The sequence below is a fragment of the Paenibacillus agricola genome (genome assembly GCF_011440305.1).
Lineage (GTDB): Bacteria > Bacillota > Bacilli > Paenibacillales > NBRC-103111 > Paenibacillus_S > Paenibacillus_S agricola.
In genome coordinates this window covers 1-19154 of record NZ_JAAOIW010000020.1, presented here as the reverse complement: position 1 = coordinate 19154, position 19154 = coordinate 1, and the positions used below count along the sequence as shown (strand labels likewise).

Below are 19154 nucleotides of genomic sequence, written 5' to 3'. Positions count from 1 at the left end.
CATTGACGCCTTGGGTATTTGACAATAACATGTCCCACAGATTTTGAAGACATATTCACAGACAACCCTGTTCTGCATAACGTGAATTTATTATATTGAAAGGTGATGCTGCGGTGCATTCAATTTTTAAAGAACTTACCAAAGATATAGCGTTTACTGGTCATTTAAAGTACGATATTCACTTATTTCTAACTGCTAATAACTGCACTATGACCGCAGATCATTGCATGGACGTTGGTACAGAAGCAAGAAGGGTCGCCTTATTATTTGAAGTTAATCCCGATGCAGCAGAAATTGCTGGTTGGTTACATGATATTAGTGCTGTCTTCCCGAGCAATGAGCGAATTGCGGTATCAAGGGATCTACAAATTGAGATTTTACCCGAAGAAGAAGTATTTCCAATGATTATTCATCAAAAAATCTCTAAAGTAATGGCAAGAGATATCTTCAAGATTACAAATGTAGAGATATTAGATGCGGTGGGTTGCCATACTACGTTGAGAGCTCATTCGACGTTACTTGATCGAGTATTATTCGTAGCAGACAAGATATCCTGGGATCAACTAGGTGAGCCACCCTATATTCAAGAACTTAATAGAAGCTTAAAACTATCATTAACCCACGGTGCATTCTCATATATAAATTACTTATGGGAACGTAAAGACACACTCAAAGTCGTACATCCTTGGCTGAAGGAAGCGTACGAAGAGATGAAGCAGAAGAAATCGATAAATGGAAAACACGCACATTGTGCAGGATCTGATGATTCTTTGGGCTGAGGTGAGTGATCATAGTGAGCGATAATATGAAGTGGCATCCACGGAGACTATACTCTACTAACGGCAAACGCAAGAAAAACCTTGTATTATTTGAATGATCAGCATACAATAAAGTAAATATTTGGTATGTGCAACTGGCGGAACGTGGTTAACCACGAGGGAGCACATATACATAACGCCGTACGCCTGGGCAAAGTATTTGATCATAGATCAGATGCTTTTTTTGTTATATATGATGAAAGGTCGGGTGCTTAAAGATGAAGATGGCTTTTATTTTGTTTGACAAGATGACTATGTTAGATTTTGTTGGTTTTTATGAAGCGGTAACATGGATGGGGATTTTAAAAGCAAAAGAAAACGTGTCGTGGGATTTTTGTTCAAACAAGGAACAAGTCAAGGATGATCGAGGATTGACTATAAAAATTAATCATATTTCCCCTGACCTGTCGGGGTATGATTTAATATTTATCCCAGGAGGGTTATCTACGAGGCAACTTAGATATGATTCTGATTTTATCTCATGGATTCAGACCGCACAAGATGTAGAGTATAAAGTGTCTGTATGTACGGGGGCTTTGATTTTGGGTGCTGCGGGTTTTTTGAATGGGAAAACAGCGACAACAAATCCTTCAGCATATGACTTATTAGCACCTTATTGCTCCGAAGTTGTTAAGAGACGTTATGCAAGGGATGGCAACATTTTTACAGGCGGCGGCGTATCTGCTTCCATCGATTTAGGTTTGTATTTCGTAGAGTCACTTACCAATGATGAGGTAGTTCGACAAGTTCAAGAAAAGATGGATTATCCCTATTATATGGCGAGAAAATGACAAGGTTTTTTGAACATTTCAAAACAAGGAGAATAACTCGGTGAATGATACAGCTTACGATTAGAAAGGCAGATATAAATGATGTTGGTGGACTATCCGAATTGTTCATTGATTTTATTGGTACAGAGTCTAATTTTCATGCAAATGTGAATCATCACATAAATTTTACGAATCAATGGGTTATTCGACAGATCAGAGGGGGTTCAAAAAACGCTTGATGCAAATATAACTAGTTGAAGGGGTTATTACTAAATCCAGATATGGCTACCATGAAAATTCGTTTTCATCCTCTGTGTGCAGTGTTGGTTTTGTGCTGGATGGCTAATATTACATTTAGCTTAATAGGAGCATCAGGCAGCCACGCGATATTCCATAACATTTAAAAATATGCTTTATCATTTTAGGAGTGTTGATTAATGAAGTTTCGAGCAGTGTCAAAAGTGACGGAATTAAATTATCTACTTTGGAGTGTTAAGAAAGAAATAAAAAGAGAAAATGTATATTTAAGTACGCTTGGCTATGATCCTAAGCCAATCATAGATGTAGTGAAGCACCATATTGACAAATGGGATCCCATTCAATTATTAGCAATGGATTGTCCAATAGATGAGTATGATGGTGAAACCCGAACAGTTACCATTTATATTACCAAGCATCTTGAAGATATTGACAATATTTCGCTTAGTAAAACCATTAAACAAGTATTCGTCGATTCATTTAAAAATGAATTTAATAAAGATTATGAGTCAATCGAAATTGCAAGCAACATAATAAGTCTGTTAAGAACAAGTAATTTAATAAAATGAGAACTTGGAAGGTTGATAAAGGATCAGATTACAATGATTGGAATCTGACCTTATTAATTGGATATTGTTAATGTGACTAAAAGAGGGAATGCATATGAGAATTGTTGGAGCAATTGATTCAGACTATGGATATATTCGTGATCGTGATCATCATATTCTAGAGAGCTTAATATTGCCGAAAATAAAGGGGAATGAAATATATATACTAAGAAACGAAGATGAAAGTAACATTGGATGGATGAGGCACGGATATTTTTGGGATAACATACCCTTTATGAATATGATTTGGGTCGATGAACAATTTCGAGGTAAGGGTTTAGGGAAGCAAGCGGTTCTTTTTTGGGAAGATGAAATGAAGCAAAAGGGTTTTAAACTAGTGATGACATCTACCTTAGCTAACGAAGAGGCCCAGCACTTTTACAGAAAATTGGGTTATCGGGATGCAGGGTGTTTATTACTTGAAAATGAGCCATTGGAAATCCTGCTGACTAAAAGGTTTATCTAATCCCCTGGTTTCTACGGTAATAAGTAACAGTAGTGTTATTTGAGTCTTGGGAAAAGGTGAATAGAATGAATATGGTTTCAAGGGTAAGATTGGCAACCTCAAAGGATGCAGAGGCACTTTCAAGACTCAATCAAGAGTTTAACGGAGGCGACAAAAGACCTTCAGCAGAAATAATAGAAAGCTTGAATAAAAGTAATGAATTGATTGCGGTAGCCGTAATAAGTGATAATGTCGTTGGGTTTGGCTGTGCTCAAAGTTTTCAATCATTCTGTTATAAAGAACTTCAAGGAGAAATTACCGAAATGTATGTTAAAGAAGCCGCTCGAAGAAAGGGAATTGCTGCTTCATTAATTTCTTGTCTGGAAGAAAACCTTATAGCACGTGGAGTGAAAAGTATAAAAGTATTAACAGGTAGAGGTAACGAGGCTGCAATTAATACATATGAACATTGCAACTATGTTAAAGATGACGAGCTTTTGTTGAAGAAAAAGTATTAGAGCTGGGATAACGGATTAGTGGAGTATTCGTAGGGATCATGTATGAAGAAGACAGGGAACCGAGGATACATTGGACTGTTATATTCCATTGAAAAAAATAGGAGGGAGTCGATTGAAAAAATGAATGCATACTCGCATAAGCCCGAAGGATACGAATGTCCATTTTGTCGTGTTGTTTCTGGTATCGAACGACCTAATCAGGGAACGAAACAGAGAGATATCATTTACCAGAATGATTACGTAACTGCCTTTATCGCGAGCAAGTGGTGGGTAAACAATAAAGGGCATGTTCTTGTTGTCCCGAATCGACACTTCGAGAACATATACGAACTTCCTGCGGAGTATGCTACTGAAATTCATCGCGCGGCCCAACTAACAGCGCTTGCGATGAAAAGCACATATGGATGTGATGGGATTTCCACGAGACAACATAATGAGCCTGCTGGCAATCAAGACGTGTGGCATTACCATCTCCATGTTTATCCAAGATATGAGAATGATCAACTTTACCTGACGAAGGGTTATCAGACTGATCCAGATGAACGCCATTTATATGCAGAAAAGTTACGTTCTTGGATTCGGAAAAATGTTTAGTATGATATGTAGTAGGGATATGCCGTTGAAGGTATTATTGTGTATGGCTTATTAAGCTAAAGGGATCCGATAATAAAGGAGCTTGTCGTGAGCAGCCTCTCTTTAGTTGGTTGAAGTAACGGGCAGGAGATTTGGATAGGGGGAGGACAAAATTGGTCCTCCCCTATTTGCCATTATTCATTTTTGGTTTTGATTTCAACGTGGTACTGACTTTAAATAACCGGTACATTTAATAGATTACGTAAATGCTTGACATCGCTACTCGGCGGAAGTCCAAACATTCGGGCGTATTCCCGGCTGAACTGGGAAGGGCTTTCGTAACCGACGCGAAAGCCGGCATCAGCGGCGTCCAAAGATTCTGTAAGCAACAAACGGCGTGCTGCTTGTAGTCGGAGGATCTTCTGATACTGCAGGGGGCTCAAAGTGGTTACCTTTTTGAAGTGTTTGTGCAAGGATGAGGGGCTCATGTTTACTTCCTTCGCCAATTCTTCAATCAGGAGAGGCTTGGCATAATCACTGTTAATCAGATGAATCGCTTTTGAGATGCGATAGGCCTGGCTGCCGATATAGGCGAATTGCTTAATTAACTCTCCCTGCTCGCCTTGCAGCAACCTATAAAGAATCTCACGGATGATGAGCGGCGCAAGGATCGGAATATCCCCAGGCGTATCTAAAAGTCTGACAAGCCGGAGTACAGCATCTAGCAGCGGGGGGGTGAATTTATTTACTAAGATGGCACGTTCCGTCTTCCCATTCCATTTCTGATTGGTCTCCTTGACGATATCCAGAATGATATCTGCGTTAAAGTCTAACTGAAGACTCAGGTAGGGGACTTGTGGAGTGGCCTCAGTAATCTTTCCGATAATCGGAAGATGAACGGAGCTGACTAAATAAGTGGCCGCATCATACTGGTAGCTTTCTCCGGCCAATGTGGCGGTCTTGGAGCCTTGTGCGATAACGCAGAGAGACGGCATGTTAATGGAATGTACCGGCTCCGATACATGGGATGAGCGCCTGAAACGAAGCTCAGGCAGAGCTGAAGCGTACGTGCCGTCCGCTGGGGAATGACGCTGAATCAGCATAGCCAGTTCTTGTTGATAGGTCGCAATAGCAGGTGGAGCAATGAGTTGGTTCATGTTCACCATTCCTTTCACATGCAGTCTGATGAGCATAGTTTAGCAATTCGGATAGGATTAGGCAAGGAACGGACATGAATAGTCTACCTGTTTCGAATGGGAACTATCTATAATTTACTAGGTAAGCCAAAGGAGAGCATTCGACAATAAGTAAAAGAAAGAAGGATTAGGATATGAGTTTTGAAGAGAGCTTCTTGACGGGAATCAAAGACAAGGTCATCGCAATTACCGGCGCAAGTAGCGGAATTGGCGAGGCGACTGCGCTTCTACTAGCTGAGCGAGGCGCGAAGGTTGTGCTTGGGGCACGCGGATTGGATCGCCTTGAAACTGTGGCGGCTCGCATCGCGAAAATGGGTGGTGAAGTCGTTTATGCACGGACAGACGTAAAACAGCGCGACGACCTAACCGACCTCGTCAAGCTGGCATGCGAACGGTTCGGCAAGCTTGATGTTCTGGTCAATAATGCAGGCGTTATGCCAATATCCCCCCTCGATGACCTACGCGTTGAGGATTGGGAGGATATGATCGATGTAAACATTAAAGGTGTTTTGTACGGCATCGCCGCAGCGCTACCTGTTTTTCGCAAGCAGGGCTTCGGACATTTCGTCAACACCGCTTCTACTGCTGGACATAAGACTGTACCGAACCAGTCGGTCTATTCCGGCACGAAGTTCGCCGTGCGCGCCATCTCCGAGGGTTTGCGCCAGGAGGCAGGCGATAAGCTGCGCGTGACGATCATCTCGCCTGGCTTCGTTAGGACAAACTTTGTCGAAGGTGTGACAAATCCGGAGATGAGAGTCCAACTCGAAGCGTCCGTGGAAAAGTTCGCGTTATCGCCTAATGCGATTGCTCGCGCTATTGCGTTCGCGATCGAGCAGCCGGCCGATGTTGATGTGAGCGAGATTATTGTCCGTCCCACTGCGCAGGGTTAACTCCTCTAGGTCAGCCAATTAATTAAATAGATTAAAACCTCCCAATTCAAGTAAAGATAGGACTATTAAATGAATTGGGAGGTTTTTGCTATTGTACTTGCCCGGCATTCAGCTAACGGAGAACGAGACTGAATACCAGAAGGGTTGCCGCAGTTCACATTACGAACGGGCGTGCAATCACGGTTCTTGAGTGAAGTCCCTAACGCAAGTCACAAGTGACTTATCCATGCTCCCGTGTGCTCATTAAACTTTGCAAACGCGCGGCCGTATCTGTTGAAGCTGTATAAATCATGATCTTCAGATCCGGATTGGTCGGCGGTTGCAAGGTCACATGTTCAAACTCCATCTCTCCGATACGAGGATCGTACGTTCGTTTGTGGTGATCTGTCGCGACCTGAACGTCATGTAGCGGCCATATCTCGCGAAACGGCTGGCTGATCTGCATAAATTCCTCAATAAGCTCCTTAAACCTCGTATCATTAGGGAAGTGTGCGTAATCCGCACGAAAGCGTGCAATCATGATTTGTGTTTTGGCTTCCCAATCCTTTATGTCCGATCTCAGCTTGGCGTCCGTCAAAAAACGTCTCATCCAATTGGGTCTGTGCTGCATATGACTCGAAAATGACGGCAATTGGAAAACGAACTCAGCTGCTTTGTTCCATAGCAGCAAATCCCAACATCTACCTAGCACGAGCGCCGGATTCGGTTCAAGAGCCTTGATCATCAGCTCCAATCCTGCATTTAATTGCTGATCTTCTACCTTTTCCAATTGTAGCGGTCTTGCAAGAAGATGGAGATGGCGGCGCTCATCCTCAGTCAATCGCAGCGCTTTTGCTATGTTATTTAGTACATCCTCTGATGGATTGACACTTCTGCCTTGTTCCAAAGAGGTATACCATGATGTTCCGATATGGGCAAGCTGGGCCACTTCTTCCCTTCGAAGCCCCGGGGTCCGTCGTCGTCCATAGTATATTAACCCTACATCTTCTGGAGTAAGACGTTCTCGACGCGAACGCAAAAATTCACCTAACGACACTCTGGAAGAAATCTCTTCCATTTGTAACTCCTCCTTATCCTGATACTTCCAATCATACGATAAACGCAGGAAGGTAGCTACTTGCACGTTCTATTATAATGCAGTATATCGTCAAACAAAACCTAGGAGGATTTGAAAAATGAACATCTTTGTAACAGGAGCCACAGGTAAAGTAGGAAGTCGTTTTGTTCCGCGTATGTTACAGCGGGGTCATCATGTTAAAGTGTTGGTTAGGGACGCTGCAAAGGCGGATTGGCTTCATCAGCAGGGAGCTGAACTTATTGAAGGCAATCTTTTGCAGCCGGACGATTATATTGACGCTCTCCGGGGTACTGATGCTGTGATTCACTTGGCAGCACAGTTCCGTGGGGTCGACGAGAACACCACCAGAATCTCAAACATCGATGGCAGTATAGCTCTAGCACGCGCTGCGCTACAAGCGGATGTGCCAAAATTTGTTTTTTCCAGCACCAATAATGTATACGGCTCCGGGAATCATTCAAGACCAAACCGTGAAGATGACGAGCTTAGGCCTGCATTTCCTTATCCTCAGACCAAAGTCGCGGCCGAAGCGGCTCTGCTCCAGCTTCACCGTGAACAGGGATTGGGACTGCGTATAGTACGGCTTCCTTTTGTCTATGGCGAGCGAGACCCTCATATCATAGAATTTCTTCCGTTTATGCGCAATTGGAATCCAGCCAAACGAATGCATATGATACACCATGCGGATGTAAGTCAAGCCCTGATGCTCGCAGCTTCCACATCAGGTATTGATGGCCGAATCTACAATGTTGCCGACGATGCGCCGATCTCCGTTGCGGAGTTGGCTCAGCTTCATAATAGCGAAATTTCGTCAGAAGCGCTGCAACAGGATTTTGATCCATGGGACATGATTGTCGATACAACGCGTATAAGAGACGAATTACATTATCGACCGATTTTCCCGTCTTTCTATTCGGCAAGAGATGCAGGTGCACTTTAATAAAATTGAAGGTACCCGAGTAGTCATTTTGATCTGTTGAACTAAAGGGTTACGATAATTCAATGTCAGAAGGGCTGCCGCGTGGTCAATGTCATTAAGTTAAGGCCCAGCACAAAAATCAATAAAAAGAGCAGGTTATCGAAAAAGATAGCCCGCTCATTTTTTTGCACGAAAAAGAGAAATAAGACTTGACAAGTAGGTATAAATGTGTGGCGAAGCCCCTTGAAAAACGAGGAGGTATCGCCAATGAATGAGTACGCAAATTCGCTAAAAGAAACGCTGACATCCTTCATACGAGAAATGTCAGCCGCACCAGCACCTTATGTCAAAAACCCTGAAAAAGATTTTACCCGAAAGAAAAAGCTTCCCTTTGAAACGGTCATGCAGCTCCTGATCTCCATGGGTGGCAACAGCTTATACAAGGAGATCTTGGAATCACAAGGCTATGACGTAAATACCGCAACCACTTCTGCTTTTGTCCAGCAGAGAAATAAAATCCTGCCGTCTGCTGTGGAAAGCTTGTTTCACAAATTTACGCAGTCGCATACGGATATCAAGGACTACCGAGGGTATCGATTAATTGCCATTGACGGTTCGGATTTGCATATCGCAACGGACCCTGCGGACACAGACACCTACTTTCAAAGCCAACCTAACACGAAAGGCTATAACCTTCTGCATTTGAACGCAGCCTATGACCTCTGCAACAGACTGTACGTAGATGCCAATGTTCAGCCGCGAAGGTTGCGTAACGAGGGAAGGGCGCTGGCTGCTATGGTCGACCGTTCCCCCATCAAGGGCAAAACCATTGTTATTGCCGATCGAGGTTATGAAAGTTACAACAATTTCGCGCATATTGAACGCAAAGGATGGAACTATGTCATACGGGTAAAAGATTTGGATTCGAGTGGTATTCTTTCGGGCTTGTGTTTGCCCTCTGGCGGAGAATTTGATCGAAACATTCATCTGATACTCACCAAAAAACAAACAAAAGCGGTCAAGGCTCATCCCGAGATTTACAAGTACGTCCCTTCCTCGTCTACCTTTGATTTTTTAGATTTGCATGAGAACTTTTTTCACCCGATTTCCTTTCGGGTTGTTCGTTTCGTCCTGCCGAGTGGAACTTATGAAACCGTCATTACGAATCTTTCTGCCGTTTATTTCCCACCCGAGGAACTCAAAGCCATTTATAACATGCGCTGGGGCATTGAAACCTCTTTTAGAGCATTAAAATACACTGTCGGTCTGACGAGTTTTCACGCGAAGAGACGAGAGTCCATCATCCAAGAGATTTTTGCAAGAATGATTATGTACAATTTCGCTGAAATGATGACCTCGCACGTCGTCATTTCCCAAATGGAAAAACGGCACCAATACCAAGTTAACTTCACGGTCGCCGTTCACGTTTGTAGACATTTCCTGCGCTCAAGAGGTGATGAACCCCTGCCTAATGTTGAAGCACTGATTCGCAAAAACATTTTGCCGATTCGACCCGTTCGCAAAGGGCAGCAGAATACGCGCAAAATCCGCTATAAATCAGCTGTTAGCTTCGTCTACAGAGTAGCATAATTCGTTTCACATGACCATTTTTTTAGCGGATATTCCATCCGTTTGTTTGCTGTACACTTTTTTTCTTGCTGGCACAAAAAACAAACGGCACAGGTCTTTTTCCCATGCCGTTTCGGATTTCATTTCTATTCCCGGTTTTATCTTGAGTTTAACTTAATGACATTGGCCGCGTGGTAGCCCTTCGCTCAGCTAACGGGCAGCATTCCTATTATGGAGAAATATGAGTTTTGAAGAATAAAAAGACTCCTTGGTATGATGTTAATGGGTCCCAGTTGCTGGCCAGCGACAGATCCAAATACATTCCAAGGAGACTACACTATGCATTCTAATCAAAATCAGCGAATTACTCAAATCACTTCCTCTACGCAAGCTGCTCGCCACAGTTCCCAAGTACTGAATAATTCGCAAGCCACGAGTTAGAGCTGCTGTGTCTCATGGTGATACACCTATCCAGTTGCATAGTTAAGTTTCACCAACAAGGGGTCGCTTCACGAAACGGAAAAAATCGTACGCTAAGAAATTACCATAACATCAAAAAACCAGACTCTTCACAGATTATGGAAGTAATAGCGTTCTTCCATGGGAGTTTAAAGACGAAACCCATCACGCGTACGTCATAATTTTCCCAGAAGAAGCGCCCCTACATGAGGCGCTTTAATTTACATTTATCAATAATTTCCATCAATCTGCACTTCGTCTCAACTACGCTGGTTTTTGCCCACTTAGCTTAGAACTAAGCAGTGGGTCGAACAATGGCTAGGACAGCGCGTCAATTGACACCTGCCACAAATGCGCGGCCGCTTCGGGATCAAGGGCGTAAGAAGCGACGCCGGTTCGAGTTCCGGGCACATGGGGTCCGGCCTCGTTACAGTCCACGAAATATCGGCCACCGATACCGTCGAGCAGAGGCGAGGTTGCCAACAGTACAGAGGTAGCTGCTCCCTGTTGGGGTGTCTTCCATACGAAGTCCTGGCCGCTCGCCCTCTGCTCGGCAGTGATTTGTAAGCCGGCAACCCCTGGAGTATGAATGGCACCTGGCATCAACGCGTTAACTGTGATGCCATCGTCGGCCCAGCGTTTCGAAGCTTCAACGGCGAATAGTATGTTAGCAGTTTTGGATTGCCCATAAGCAAGAAATGGATCGTAGGGACGAAGTAGGAAGTTAATATCGTCGAACACGACCGGTGAACGGAGGTGGCCTGCGGAGCTAACCGATACGACGCGGGCACTACCGGCCGCCATCAATGCGTCATGAAGGCCATTAGCCAGCGCGAAATGTCCCAGATGATTGGTGGCGAACTGAAGTTCCCAGCCTTCAGGCGTTCGCGTCTCTGGCGTTGCCATTACGCCGGCGTTGTTGATCAATATGTGAAGCGGTCCATCCCACGACGCCACGAACGAGGCCACCGACGACCGATCAATTAGGTTTAACAGAGCCACCTCAACGAGCTGATTGCCGGTAGTTGCAGCAATATCTTCGGCGACGCGCTTGCCAGCTTCGAGGTCGCGAACAGCCAGCGTTACATGGGCGCCCGCCTCAGCTAGTGCGCGGGCCGTCTCAATGCCTATTCCGGACGCTCCGCCGGTAACGATGGCTCTTCGGTTGGTGAGATCGATACCCGCAACAACATCGCTGGCAGTGGACGAGGCATCAAATGGCGTGGTGATAAGTGAAGTTTCAGACATTGTGATTTCCTTCCCTTACGTTAGATTTATTCGGCGCCCATACATTTAGCTTATAGAATAGAAATGACTGGGCATCGCTGACGACAAGATCGTTATAAAATGTGAATATTGAGCGTTTTGGAGAACCGGCGTCGGCAGGCAGGCTTCAATGGTCACATACAAATCATTCCTTTATTTTATTAAACGTTACGTTTAATAATTGAATGTTCGTTCATTTAATGCCAAAAAATGATTAAACTTTATAGCATCCCAACTCATTTGGATTACTTCATCCAAACTTTCCCGAATGCCACCACTGAAATATAGGTTCCGCCATCCTTGATGACCGAGTAGTTCTTCTTTCCGATTTCTCCCGGTACCCCGGTACCGAACGTGGATTGGTCCATAGCGGAATCCAATACGATATCAACAGGATCTGTTATTTGGGTGGCAAAGTCGACTTTCGTGTAGTTGAACACCTCGCCGAGTCCTTTGACGAAATCATGATTATAGTCCCTCGCGGTTGCGATAACATATGCTCCATGTTGCTTGGCCATCTGGACCGCCGCATGTCCCACGCCGCCGGCGCCGGCTTGAACAAGGATAAGTTGGCCCGGTTGAAGACGGTCATGCTCAAACAGCGCTTGCCAAGCTGTCAGGGCAACCGTAGGCGCGGCGCCTGCCTCTTCGAAGGAAAGACTCTCAGGGATAACGGTAAGAAGATCTTCCTCCACCGCAACATAGTCCATGCAGGAACCCATCTGAACCATGCCCATGACACGATCCCCCGGCTTGAAATGACGAACTTTTTCGCCAACCTCTTTTACGATGCCGGCTACTTCATTACCAAGCACAAGCGGCAATTGAAAATGAGCCGGAAATTTACTGCCGCTGTTTCTATTGTGTTAACTGTGCCAAATATTTGGCATTATCCGTTAATTGCTTTCCCACTGGGGGGGAATATCAACCGTTTTGCCGTCCTTTGTGGAGCCGATGGTGATGTCATCGTCGAACAGATAGCTTTTTATGAAACACTTCATCTAATAACAGTATTTCTGCTTTTTTGCTGACAGCACGGTTTCCAAGCTTAACATCAATGATAAAGTCATTACTCAGCATCTGGCGGTACCGGGAAATAATATCTTTTTCAGGCAATTCTCCCATTGACTTCGTTTCGGGCGGGATTACCGTGATGCCGGCTTGCTCTACCAGACGAATATTTTTTTTAATATCTGCGGCGACCTTGCTTAGAATGCTTTCACTTCTTGCTGTCTCTATATCCACCATTCCGTGATTCGTATAGAAATGTTTGTTGACTGCAGCGAGCGCAGCATGCGAAACATGGAATGCTTGAATGTCATTCTGTATTTCATAATGCAGATCCGCTGTTTCAAATATTTTGGCAAGCCCTTTCACTCTTTCGGTCGTTTGTCCATTTATTTCACCAAAAAAAGTTTTGGAACCGAATTGGGCGTATAGTACACCTTCTTTGATGTCTCCACCTGCACCCGGGAATCCTGGAAGTAACCGATCACCCACGATTTCAAGCCAGGGGTCATAACCAATGGTGTTGGTCAAGGTGATTATTGTTTTGCTCTGATTATTCTTGATCGCAGACAGGGCAGATTCTGCCTGATCATATCGTACAGGAACAAAGATGAAATCATAGATGTCATCGTTTGCAAGCTTTTCTATCGTCTTGATAGATATTTGCTTTATCGTTCCATTATCGTTGTATCGCAGTCCGTTCCTTTTAAGTACATCCAGCCTCTTTCCTCGGGCCAGCAATGTGACGTCCAGTCCCGACTGTGCAAATCTGAGTGCATATACACTGCCAATCACACCGGCGCCAAATATCAAAAGTCTATTTTGTTTGATGTTCAATATTATCCTTCCTTTCAGGTAACTAGTCACAGATTGTTTAAGCAACACCTGTCTGATACTATAATAGTACGGCATTATTATGATTTCAATCAGCAGATTGAGTGAAAAGCTGCTTAAGCAACAGAATATGATATTTGATGTTTTAGAAGGGGATATAGATATGGTAAATCAGAAAGATCCAAGAGTTTTGCGCACACGACAGTTAATTAGGGAAGCATTTAGAGATTTGTTGCGGAATAAAGGATTTGATGCAATAACCATAAAAGATATCGCACAGAGAGCTACCATTAACCGCGCCACCTTATATGCCCATTATGAAGATAAATATGCTTTGCTGGAAGAAATAACGGAACAGGCTTTTCACGAGATGATTCCCGAACAAGTGTTGAATGCGCGGGAGTTTACAGGTGAAATATGTAGACAGCTGATCTTGCTGACACACCACTACATCGTAAAATTTTATCAGATATGCAGATTGGATTCCCAATCTACTGCTGTGGATGAAAAAGTAAAGAAGATGTTGCAGCAAATAATAGAAAGCATATTTTTGAAAGGGGATAGCCTCCATATAGCAGACCGCCATCATACAAAGATCATTTCGGCCATGACAGGCTCAGCGATCTATGGCGCTGCACATTATTGGTTAATTGTTGGGGAAAAGGATCGAACCGATTTACTTGTAGACATTGTTCGTCCCTATGTAATGAACGGTCTGGGGCTGTATCGCAATTGCGATGAATATTTAAACGACTCTCCGACAGCACCTTTAGGTTAATGCTCACCCAGTCGGACTAGAGTTGAAATTATTGTATGTGCAGCTCTAACACATGATTATGGAGGTCATCCATTTCTTTTAAGGCACGTATGTAAAGCAATTAATCAATTAATTAAAGCTAATAAAACTTTATCAAAACCATCAAAAGTTAATAAAACGATATATGGTCAGTCTAAGAAAAATTTGACATTTTCTATTAAAGTAACGAGAGTTTAACACCACTTTTTATAAGTAAAGATTCTCTTAGATAGGAGTTGAATGGAGAACATATATTTTCATTCTGGTGGAGATGATAATACTGTTCGGGGTACTGGGGCATGTCGCTTGCGTCGGCCTTTGCGATTCTTGCTTCAGTCCTGTAAGAGCTAAACCAATATATCCCTGAGGTGATTATGACAGATGGCTTTATTCGGCAGTCTCGGCGAAGACCTTCTCACGGAGTTCTGGGCCAAAGTCTACAACCTTCCGCAGGACCTCGACGCGATCGATCGTCTCTGCACTGATGACTTCATTCTCTCGAACCCAGGTGGTGACGTCATGGGTCGCGCTGCCTTCAAGGATTGGGCACGCGCCTTCACCTCTAAGATCCGCGACATAAAGCTGAAAAGCCTCGACATGTTCAGCGGCGCCGACGGCACGCGCGTCGTGTCGCGCTGGGTAGTCACGGGGTACAACCAAGGTGTACTCGGTTCCCTACCCGACAATCGCCCGATTCAGCTCTCCGGCATCGCGGTATGGGAAGTTCGCGATGGCAAGCTCGCCCACAACTGGGTCGAGCGAAGCGCATATGAGCTCTCTCAGCAGCTCGCGAAGCCCGTAAAGTAGCAAGGCAGCGGATGCGGCCATAATGTAGGTTGGCCCATTCGTATTTGATCAATTAGCCGTTGGCATTGCGGAGGAATGGGTACAACGGTTCCGCAGCGAATGTCATAGAAGCTCATTGAGTAACAATTGTAGTACCATCCCCGCATTTTGATCTTCAGTCTCGGCGAAAACACCACAGTCAAAAATGAAACTAAGGCTGCCAGTAGCCGGCAGCCTTAGTTTCATTTTAATTGGTGACTTCAGTTTAGTGCATCTCCGGCGGCGCAAACTTCAATTAGCGTAGGCACCTAAATAATCCTGAGCAAATTCAACCATTTGGCGAAGCTCCAACGAGTTTCTGGCGACAATTTTGAACCCGCGCGATGCGCTTGTTAAAAGATGCGCCAATTTCTCTGCATTTCTTTTACTTCCGGCGAGTTCAACGATTGATCGAAATTGTTTATAGACCACACTTCGAACGCATATAAAATCTTGTCTTCGGGCATTTTCTTGGAAGAAAGCCCTGCCACTATTTCTTCAAGAAGAGAGTCGCCATAATGTAGAATCGTTGCATTAAAAACCTCCTCCTTGCTCTTAAAGTGCAAATAGAGACCCGCACGCGAAATACCGGCAGCCTCTGCTATTTCATTCATTGACACTCGCTTATAGCCATACTTGAAGAACATGTCCAACGCAACGGATAGAATATGAAGCTTCTTTTTATCGTCTATGAATTTATTATTATACACTTTACAAACTTTGTCTAGTCGTATAATATATACGAATAGACAAAATAAGTTTTTTGTCTAAATTGTAAATAAGGAGACCTGTTAGGATGACATCAGCCCAAAAACCTTTACATTCGGCATTCGGGCCGCAAACAACCGCCCAAGAAGCACTTGCCGGCCGCGACCTCCGAGGAAAAGTTGCGATAGTAACAGGCGGTCATGGAGGTATTGGATTAGAAACGACGCGAGTTCTGTCCAATGCAGGAGCCACCGTCATCGTAGGTGCACGCGACATTAATAAGGCACAAGACAAGCTCTCGACAATGAAAAACGTCGAGGTCATTCACCTCGACCTCGCCGATCCTAAATCCATTGATCAGTTCGCCGCCGATATTCTGAAGTCCAACCGGGCGCTTGATATTCTTATAAATAATGCAGGCGTTGCAAACCCCCCGGTGATTAAAGACGCTCGTGGATTCGATACCCACTTCGCGACGAATCATTTAGGGCATTTTCAACTGACGGCTAGGCTATGGGAAGCGTTAATAAAATCCGGAAATTCCCGAGTAATCACACTTTCTTCGATCAGCCACATGTTAGGGCCGATCGATTTAAGCGATTTGAATTTCACCAAGAGGCCATATGACAAGGACATCTCCTATGGAGAATCGAAGACCGCATGCTCACTCTTCGCGGTCGAACTTGATAAACGGGGCAAAGAGCACGGTATTCGCGCGTTTGCCGTCAATCCCGGCGCTATTCTCACCGGTTTGACTCGTCACCTGACCGATGAGGAATTAGCTGCCTGGGGTGTTCGCCGAGGAGAAAACAGCGAATTCATATCTCCCGAAGGCTTCAAATCTGCCGAGCAAGGCGCTGCCACATCCATTTGGTGCGCAGTGAGTCCGTTGTTAGAGGGAAAAGGCGGAGTTTACTGTGAGAACTGCGACATCGCGGCTATTGTTCCTGCGGATAGCAAGCTTATGACTGGCGTACGTGAATGGGCCATCGATCAAACAGCGGCCGAAATGCTTTGGACCGTTAGCGAGGATCTCTTGCACATTGGATCAATTCCGGGACTCTCCAAATAAACATTTAATCAGCTCTATAAAAATTAAGTTATATTTTTCATAAAAACATTTAAAGGAGATCTTTTTTATGACTACTAACCAAACACCTATCGGTTCCGGCTTTGGAGCTTCCTCGACAGCCGAAGACATTATCAAGGGTATCGACCTATCCGGCAAAATTGCCATCGTCACCGGTGGCTATTCCGGACTTGGTCTTGAGACCGCGCGTGTGTTACGTTCTGCTGGCGCCAAGGTCATAGTCCCGACGCGTGATCGAAACAAAGCCGAGACCGCGCTTGCGGACATCGACGGCATCGAAATTGAAGTGATGGACTTGCTAGACCCTACCTCGATCGATGCCTTTGCAGAGAAGTTTCTTGCCTCCGGCCAGCCGCTGCACATGCTAGTTAACAGCGCAGGCATTATGGCATCTCCCCTGACACGCGATTCGCGAGGATATGAATCGCAATTTGCTACGAACCATCTGGGCCATTTCCAGCTTGTAGCGCGGCTTTGGCCCGCGCTGCGCAAGGCGCACGGCGCACGGGTAGTCTTAGTTTCGTCTTGGGGGCATCACTTTTCCCCTGTCGTGTTCAATGATCCCAATTTCGAACGACGCAACTATGACCGCTGGGCGGGCTATGGTCAGTCGAAGACGGCCAACATTCTCTTCTCGGTCGCGCTCGACAAACGTGGCCAGGCCGATGGCGTACGCGCCTTTTCCCTTCATCCGGGCAGCATCGTTGGCACCGGTCTCGAAAAACATCTTTCGAAGGAGGAACTGCATACGGCGGGTGTCATCGATGAGAACGGGCAGCCGGTCCTCGACCCGGCGAAAAATCTTAAGACGGTAGGGCAAGGGGCTGCTACCAGCGTATGGTGTGCGACGAACCCACAGCTTGAAAATATGGGCGGCGTCTATTGCGAGAACTGCGATATCGCCCCTCTGGGACAAGACGCTGAGTCCGAATTTCATTTGGACAACAATTCGACATTAACGGACTCCGGCGTGATGCCATATGCGGTCGACCCCGAGGCGGCCGATCGACTCTGGAGCCTTAGTGAACAACTGATAGGTTTAAGGTTTGCAATATAGAAGAAATGCTAAGGCAGCAGAACGCCCGTACTGGCTGAAGGCATTCAAACGGTCTTAGAGACGAAGCGATCCAGAGTCACTTTTTGCCGATTGTTCGTGTCCATTTGACTAATTTAGCTTAGATCTTAAACGGATAAACGGGAAAGCATTACCTAGCATTTATATCTCATGCTTGTAGAAAAAAACGGATAGAGTAAAGGAGAATGAAAGATGGAACAGACAAATAAAGCCGTAACCGGAGCAGCCGTTACTTTCGCGAAGGATCTCGAATGGTTCGATACGATGCCGGGCGAACAAATGGCCATTCGCATCCACAGCAATCAAGTTGGAGGAGCGATAACTGTCGTTGAAGCGCGTGTACCGGCTTTGATTGGTCCTCCGAAGCATATTCATAAGGAACGGGAAGAGATATTCGAGATTCTTGAAGGAACTTTCCGTTTCCAATGTGGAGAGGAGGAATTTGAAGCTACTCCCGGAACGAGCGTCGTGGTTCCTCGTGGCGTACCTCATGCGTGGGCTAACGTCCGATCCGAAATGGGACGTATCCTCTTCACCTTCGCACCTGGCGGTATTGACGATTTCTTCCCTGAAATCAGCCGACATTCACTCGAGGAGATTGGGCGACTGGCCGAGCAGAATGACACTCTGATTATTGGACCTCCAATGCTTCAGCAATCCCGTTAACATTTGGAACCTGTCTATTGGACTTCATATAATTAATCAAACAAAAAGAAACGGGACAGTCCAGGACTAAATCTGCATTGTCCCGTTATTTGGTAACCTTGAAACTCAAGTTGGAGAAGTTGTGTCAGTCAGCCGTAGTGCAACGCATACTTTTAGCAAAGAGACTGTGGAGGTCATTAGGCTTCTTGCTGGTCTGGGGGTGGAAGACGACGCACACATGGGAAAGACTGTAAAGCATCGTTCACGAGTTGCTCAAAACCCGATTCAACCCAACCTTCGACAGGTTCATTTCATTCATTCGGAGTTGTTCGATGAACTACGAAGTGCAGGTTTTCACGTCGAGCCCGGGCAGATGGGTGAGAATATTATAACCCGTGGTACACGCCTGTTGATCAACCAGATACTGGATTTTAGCGATTCCACAAATAAGAGTGCTTCTCCAATACTTGAATAGAGGCTCTGAGCCATTCAAGCTGTAACTGGTTTTGCTGAACTTGTTCAGTGAAACGGATGATGGGTATGATTTTGCAAGAAATAACGAAAGTTTTTGAAGAATTATATAACCATCTCAAGACCACATAGGTCATCAGTGCAGCAAACAGCTGGTTAAATACGGCATTCTTCGTGGTACCAAACAAGACAGGCACATTCAGATTTTGCTTGATCCATCGAAAGAAAACTTCAATGCCCCAACGTGACTTGTACATGCCAGCAATTTGTTCGGCTGAAAGATGCATGAGATTCGTTACGACACGGATTTCATTGCCGTGGCTATCGTTGAA

Annotated in this window: 20 protein-coding genes, 1 pseudogene and 1 riboswitch; of the genes and pseudogenes, 14 read left to right on the top strand and 7 right to left on the bottom strand. The window is 45.0% G+C overall.

All coding sequences use genetic code 11. The features are described 5' to 3' along the window. Positions 1–95: 95 nt before the first annotated feature. The 6 genes from G9U52_RS32685 to G9U52_RS32660 all read left to right on the top strand — a co-directional run bounded on the left by G9U52_RS32685 (position 96) and on the right by G9U52_RS32660 (position 4011). A complete protein-coding gene (locus tag G9U52_RS32685) occupies positions 96–779 on the top strand; it encodes an HD domain-containing protein (protein WP_243767695.1) in 684 nt (227 codons plus the stop codon). A 120-nt stretch (positions 780–899) separates the two neighbouring features. Continuing rightward, positions 900–978, top strand: a riboswitch (ZMP/ZTP riboswitch). A gap of 58 nt (positions 979–1036) precedes the next feature. Then, entirely contained in the window at positions 1037–1609 is a 573-nt protein-coding gene (locus G9U52_RS32680) for a DJ-1/PfpI family protein (RefSeq protein ID WP_166155620.1), read from the top strand. Positions 1610–2025: 416 nt separating this feature from the next. Then, a complete protein-coding gene (locus G9U52_RS32675) occupies positions 2026–2415 on the top strand; it encodes a hypothetical protein (RefSeq protein ID WP_166155617.1) in 390 nt (129 codons plus the stop codon). Positions 2416–2509: 94 nt separating this feature from the next. Further along, the gene (locus G9U52_RS32670) at positions 2510–2920 is read left to right on the top strand and encodes a GNAT family N-acetyltransferase (protein ID WP_166155614.1); all 411 of its coding nucleotides are present in this window, start codon (positions 2510–2512) and stop codon (positions 2918–2920) included. Positions 2921–2985: 65 nt separating this feature from the next. Continuing rightward, the gene (locus G9U52_RS32665; RefSeq protein WP_311764965.1) at positions 2986–3417 is read left to right on the top strand and encodes a GNAT family N-acetyltransferase; all 432 of its coding nucleotides are present in this window, start codon (positions 2986–2988) and stop codon (positions 3415–3417) included. 42 nt (positions 3418–3459) lie between these two features. Next, positions 3460–4011, top strand: a complete 552-nt coding sequence (locus G9U52_RS32660) for an HIT family protein (RefSeq protein WP_243767694.1) — start codon at positions 3460–3462, stop codon at positions 4009–4011. A gap of 212 nt (positions 4012–4223) precedes the next feature. On the opposite strand, the gene G9U52_RS32655 is transcribed toward G9U52_RS32660, so the two are convergent. Next, positions 4224–5147 (bottom strand): AraC family transcriptional regulator, encoded by a 924-nt coding sequence (locus G9U52_RS32655; RefSeq protein ID WP_166155608.1) that lies wholly within the window; start codon positions 5145–5147, stop codon positions 4224–4226. Between the two features lie 173 nt (positions 5148–5320). Here G9U52_RS32655 and G9U52_RS32650 point away from each other — a divergent pair, with 173 nt between their 5' ends. Beyond that, positions 5321–6079 carry an SDR family oxidoreductase gene (locus G9U52_RS32650; protein WP_166155605.1) on the top strand — a complete coding sequence of 253 codons (759 nt, stop codon included), beginning with the start codon at positions 5321–5323 and terminating at the stop codon, positions 6077–6079. 220 nt (positions 6080–6299) lie between these two features. On the opposite strand, the gene G9U52_RS32645 is transcribed toward G9U52_RS32650, so the two are convergent. Continuing rightward, on the bottom strand, positions 6300–7136 hold the full coding sequence (locus tag G9U52_RS32645) for a helix-turn-helix transcriptional regulator (RefSeq protein WP_166155602.1): 837 nt from the start codon (positions 7134–7136) through the stop codon (positions 6300–6302). Between the two features lie 118 nt (positions 7137–7254). Between G9U52_RS32645 and G9U52_RS32640 the strand changes: the two genes are divergently transcribed. Both G9U52_RS32640 and G9U52_RS32635 read left to right on the top strand, forming a co-directional pair. Next, positions 7255–8097: an NAD-dependent epimerase/dehydratase family protein gene (locus G9U52_RS32640; RefSeq protein ID WP_166155600.1), complete on the top strand. Its 843-nt coding sequence runs from the start codon at positions 7255–7257 to the stop codon at positions 8095–8097. A gap of 246 nt (positions 8098–8343) precedes the next feature. Continuing rightward, on the top strand, positions 8344–9666 hold the full coding sequence (locus G9U52_RS32635; protein ID WP_166155598.1) for an IS4 family transposase: 1323 nt from the start codon (positions 8344–8346) through the stop codon (positions 9664–9666). 756 nt (positions 9667–10422) lie between these two features. Here the strand turns inward: G9U52_RS32635 and G9U52_RS32630 are convergent. From G9U52_RS32630 to G9U52_RS32620, 3 genes and pseudogenes are all read right to left on the bottom strand, one after another. After that, a complete protein-coding gene (locus G9U52_RS32630) occupies positions 10423–11352 on the bottom strand; it encodes an SDR family NAD(P)-dependent oxidoreductase (RefSeq protein ID WP_166155596.1) in 930 nt (309 codons plus the stop codon). A 284-nt stretch (positions 11353–11636) separates the two neighbouring features. Next, positions 11637–12215: pseudogene (locus G9U52_RS32625) on the bottom strand (NADP-dependent oxidoreductase); the annotation flags it as partial. 118 nt (positions 12216–12333) lie between these two features. After that, on the bottom strand, positions 12334–13215 hold the full coding sequence (locus G9U52_RS32620) for a ketopantoate reductase family protein (RefSeq protein WP_166155594.1): 882 nt from the start codon (positions 13213–13215) through the stop codon (positions 12334–12336). Between the two features lie 97 nt (positions 13216–13312). Here G9U52_RS32620 and G9U52_RS32615 point away from each other — a divergent pair, with 97 nt between their 5' ends. Together G9U52_RS32615 and G9U52_RS32610 are read left to right on the top strand one after the other, a co-directional pair. Continuing rightward, complete coding sequence (locus G9U52_RS32615) at positions 13313–13990, top strand: TetR/AcrR family transcriptional regulator (protein ID WP_243767692.1); 678 nt, start codon at positions 13313–13315, stop codon at positions 13988–13990. Between the two features lie 399 nt (positions 13991–14389). Further along, positions 14390–14815: an ester cyclase gene (locus G9U52_RS32610; RefSeq protein WP_166155592.1), complete on the top strand. Its 426-nt coding sequence runs from the start codon at positions 14390–14392 to the stop codon at positions 14813–14815. A gap of 371 nt (positions 14816–15186) precedes the next feature. Here G9U52_RS32610 and G9U52_RS32605 read toward each other — a convergent pair whose 3' ends face one another. After that, positions 15187–15543: a TetR/AcrR family transcriptional regulator gene (locus G9U52_RS32605; RefSeq protein WP_166155590.1), complete on the bottom strand. Its 357-nt coding sequence runs from the start codon at positions 15541–15543 to the stop codon at positions 15187–15189. Positions 15544–15629: 86 nt separating this feature from the next. Between G9U52_RS32605 and G9U52_RS32600 the strand changes: the two genes are divergently transcribed. The 3 genes from G9U52_RS32600 to G9U52_RS32590 all read left to right on the top strand — a co-directional run bounded on the left by G9U52_RS32600 (position 15630) and on the right by G9U52_RS32590 (position 18372). Continuing rightward, on the top strand, positions 15630–16613 hold the full coding sequence (locus G9U52_RS32600; protein ID WP_166155588.1) for an SDR family NAD(P)-dependent oxidoreductase: 984 nt from the start codon (positions 15630–15632) through the stop codon (positions 16611–16613). A 67-nt stretch (positions 16614–16680) separates the two neighbouring features. Continuing rightward, positions 16681–17688, top strand: coding sequence for an oxidoreductase (locus tag G9U52_RS32595; protein WP_166155586.1), 1008 nt, complete (start codon positions 16681–16683; stop codon positions 17686–17688). A 210-nt stretch (positions 17689–17898) separates the two neighbouring features. Next, a complete protein-coding gene (locus G9U52_RS32590; protein WP_166155583.1) occupies positions 17899–18372 on the top strand; it encodes a cupin domain-containing protein in 474 nt (157 codons plus the stop codon). A 410-nt stretch (positions 18373–18782) separates the two neighbouring features. Here G9U52_RS32590 and G9U52_RS41490 read toward each other — a convergent pair. Beyond that, on the bottom strand, positions 18783–19154 hold a 372-nt coding region (locus G9U52_RS41490), incomplete at its 5' end, for a transposase (protein WP_311764964.1).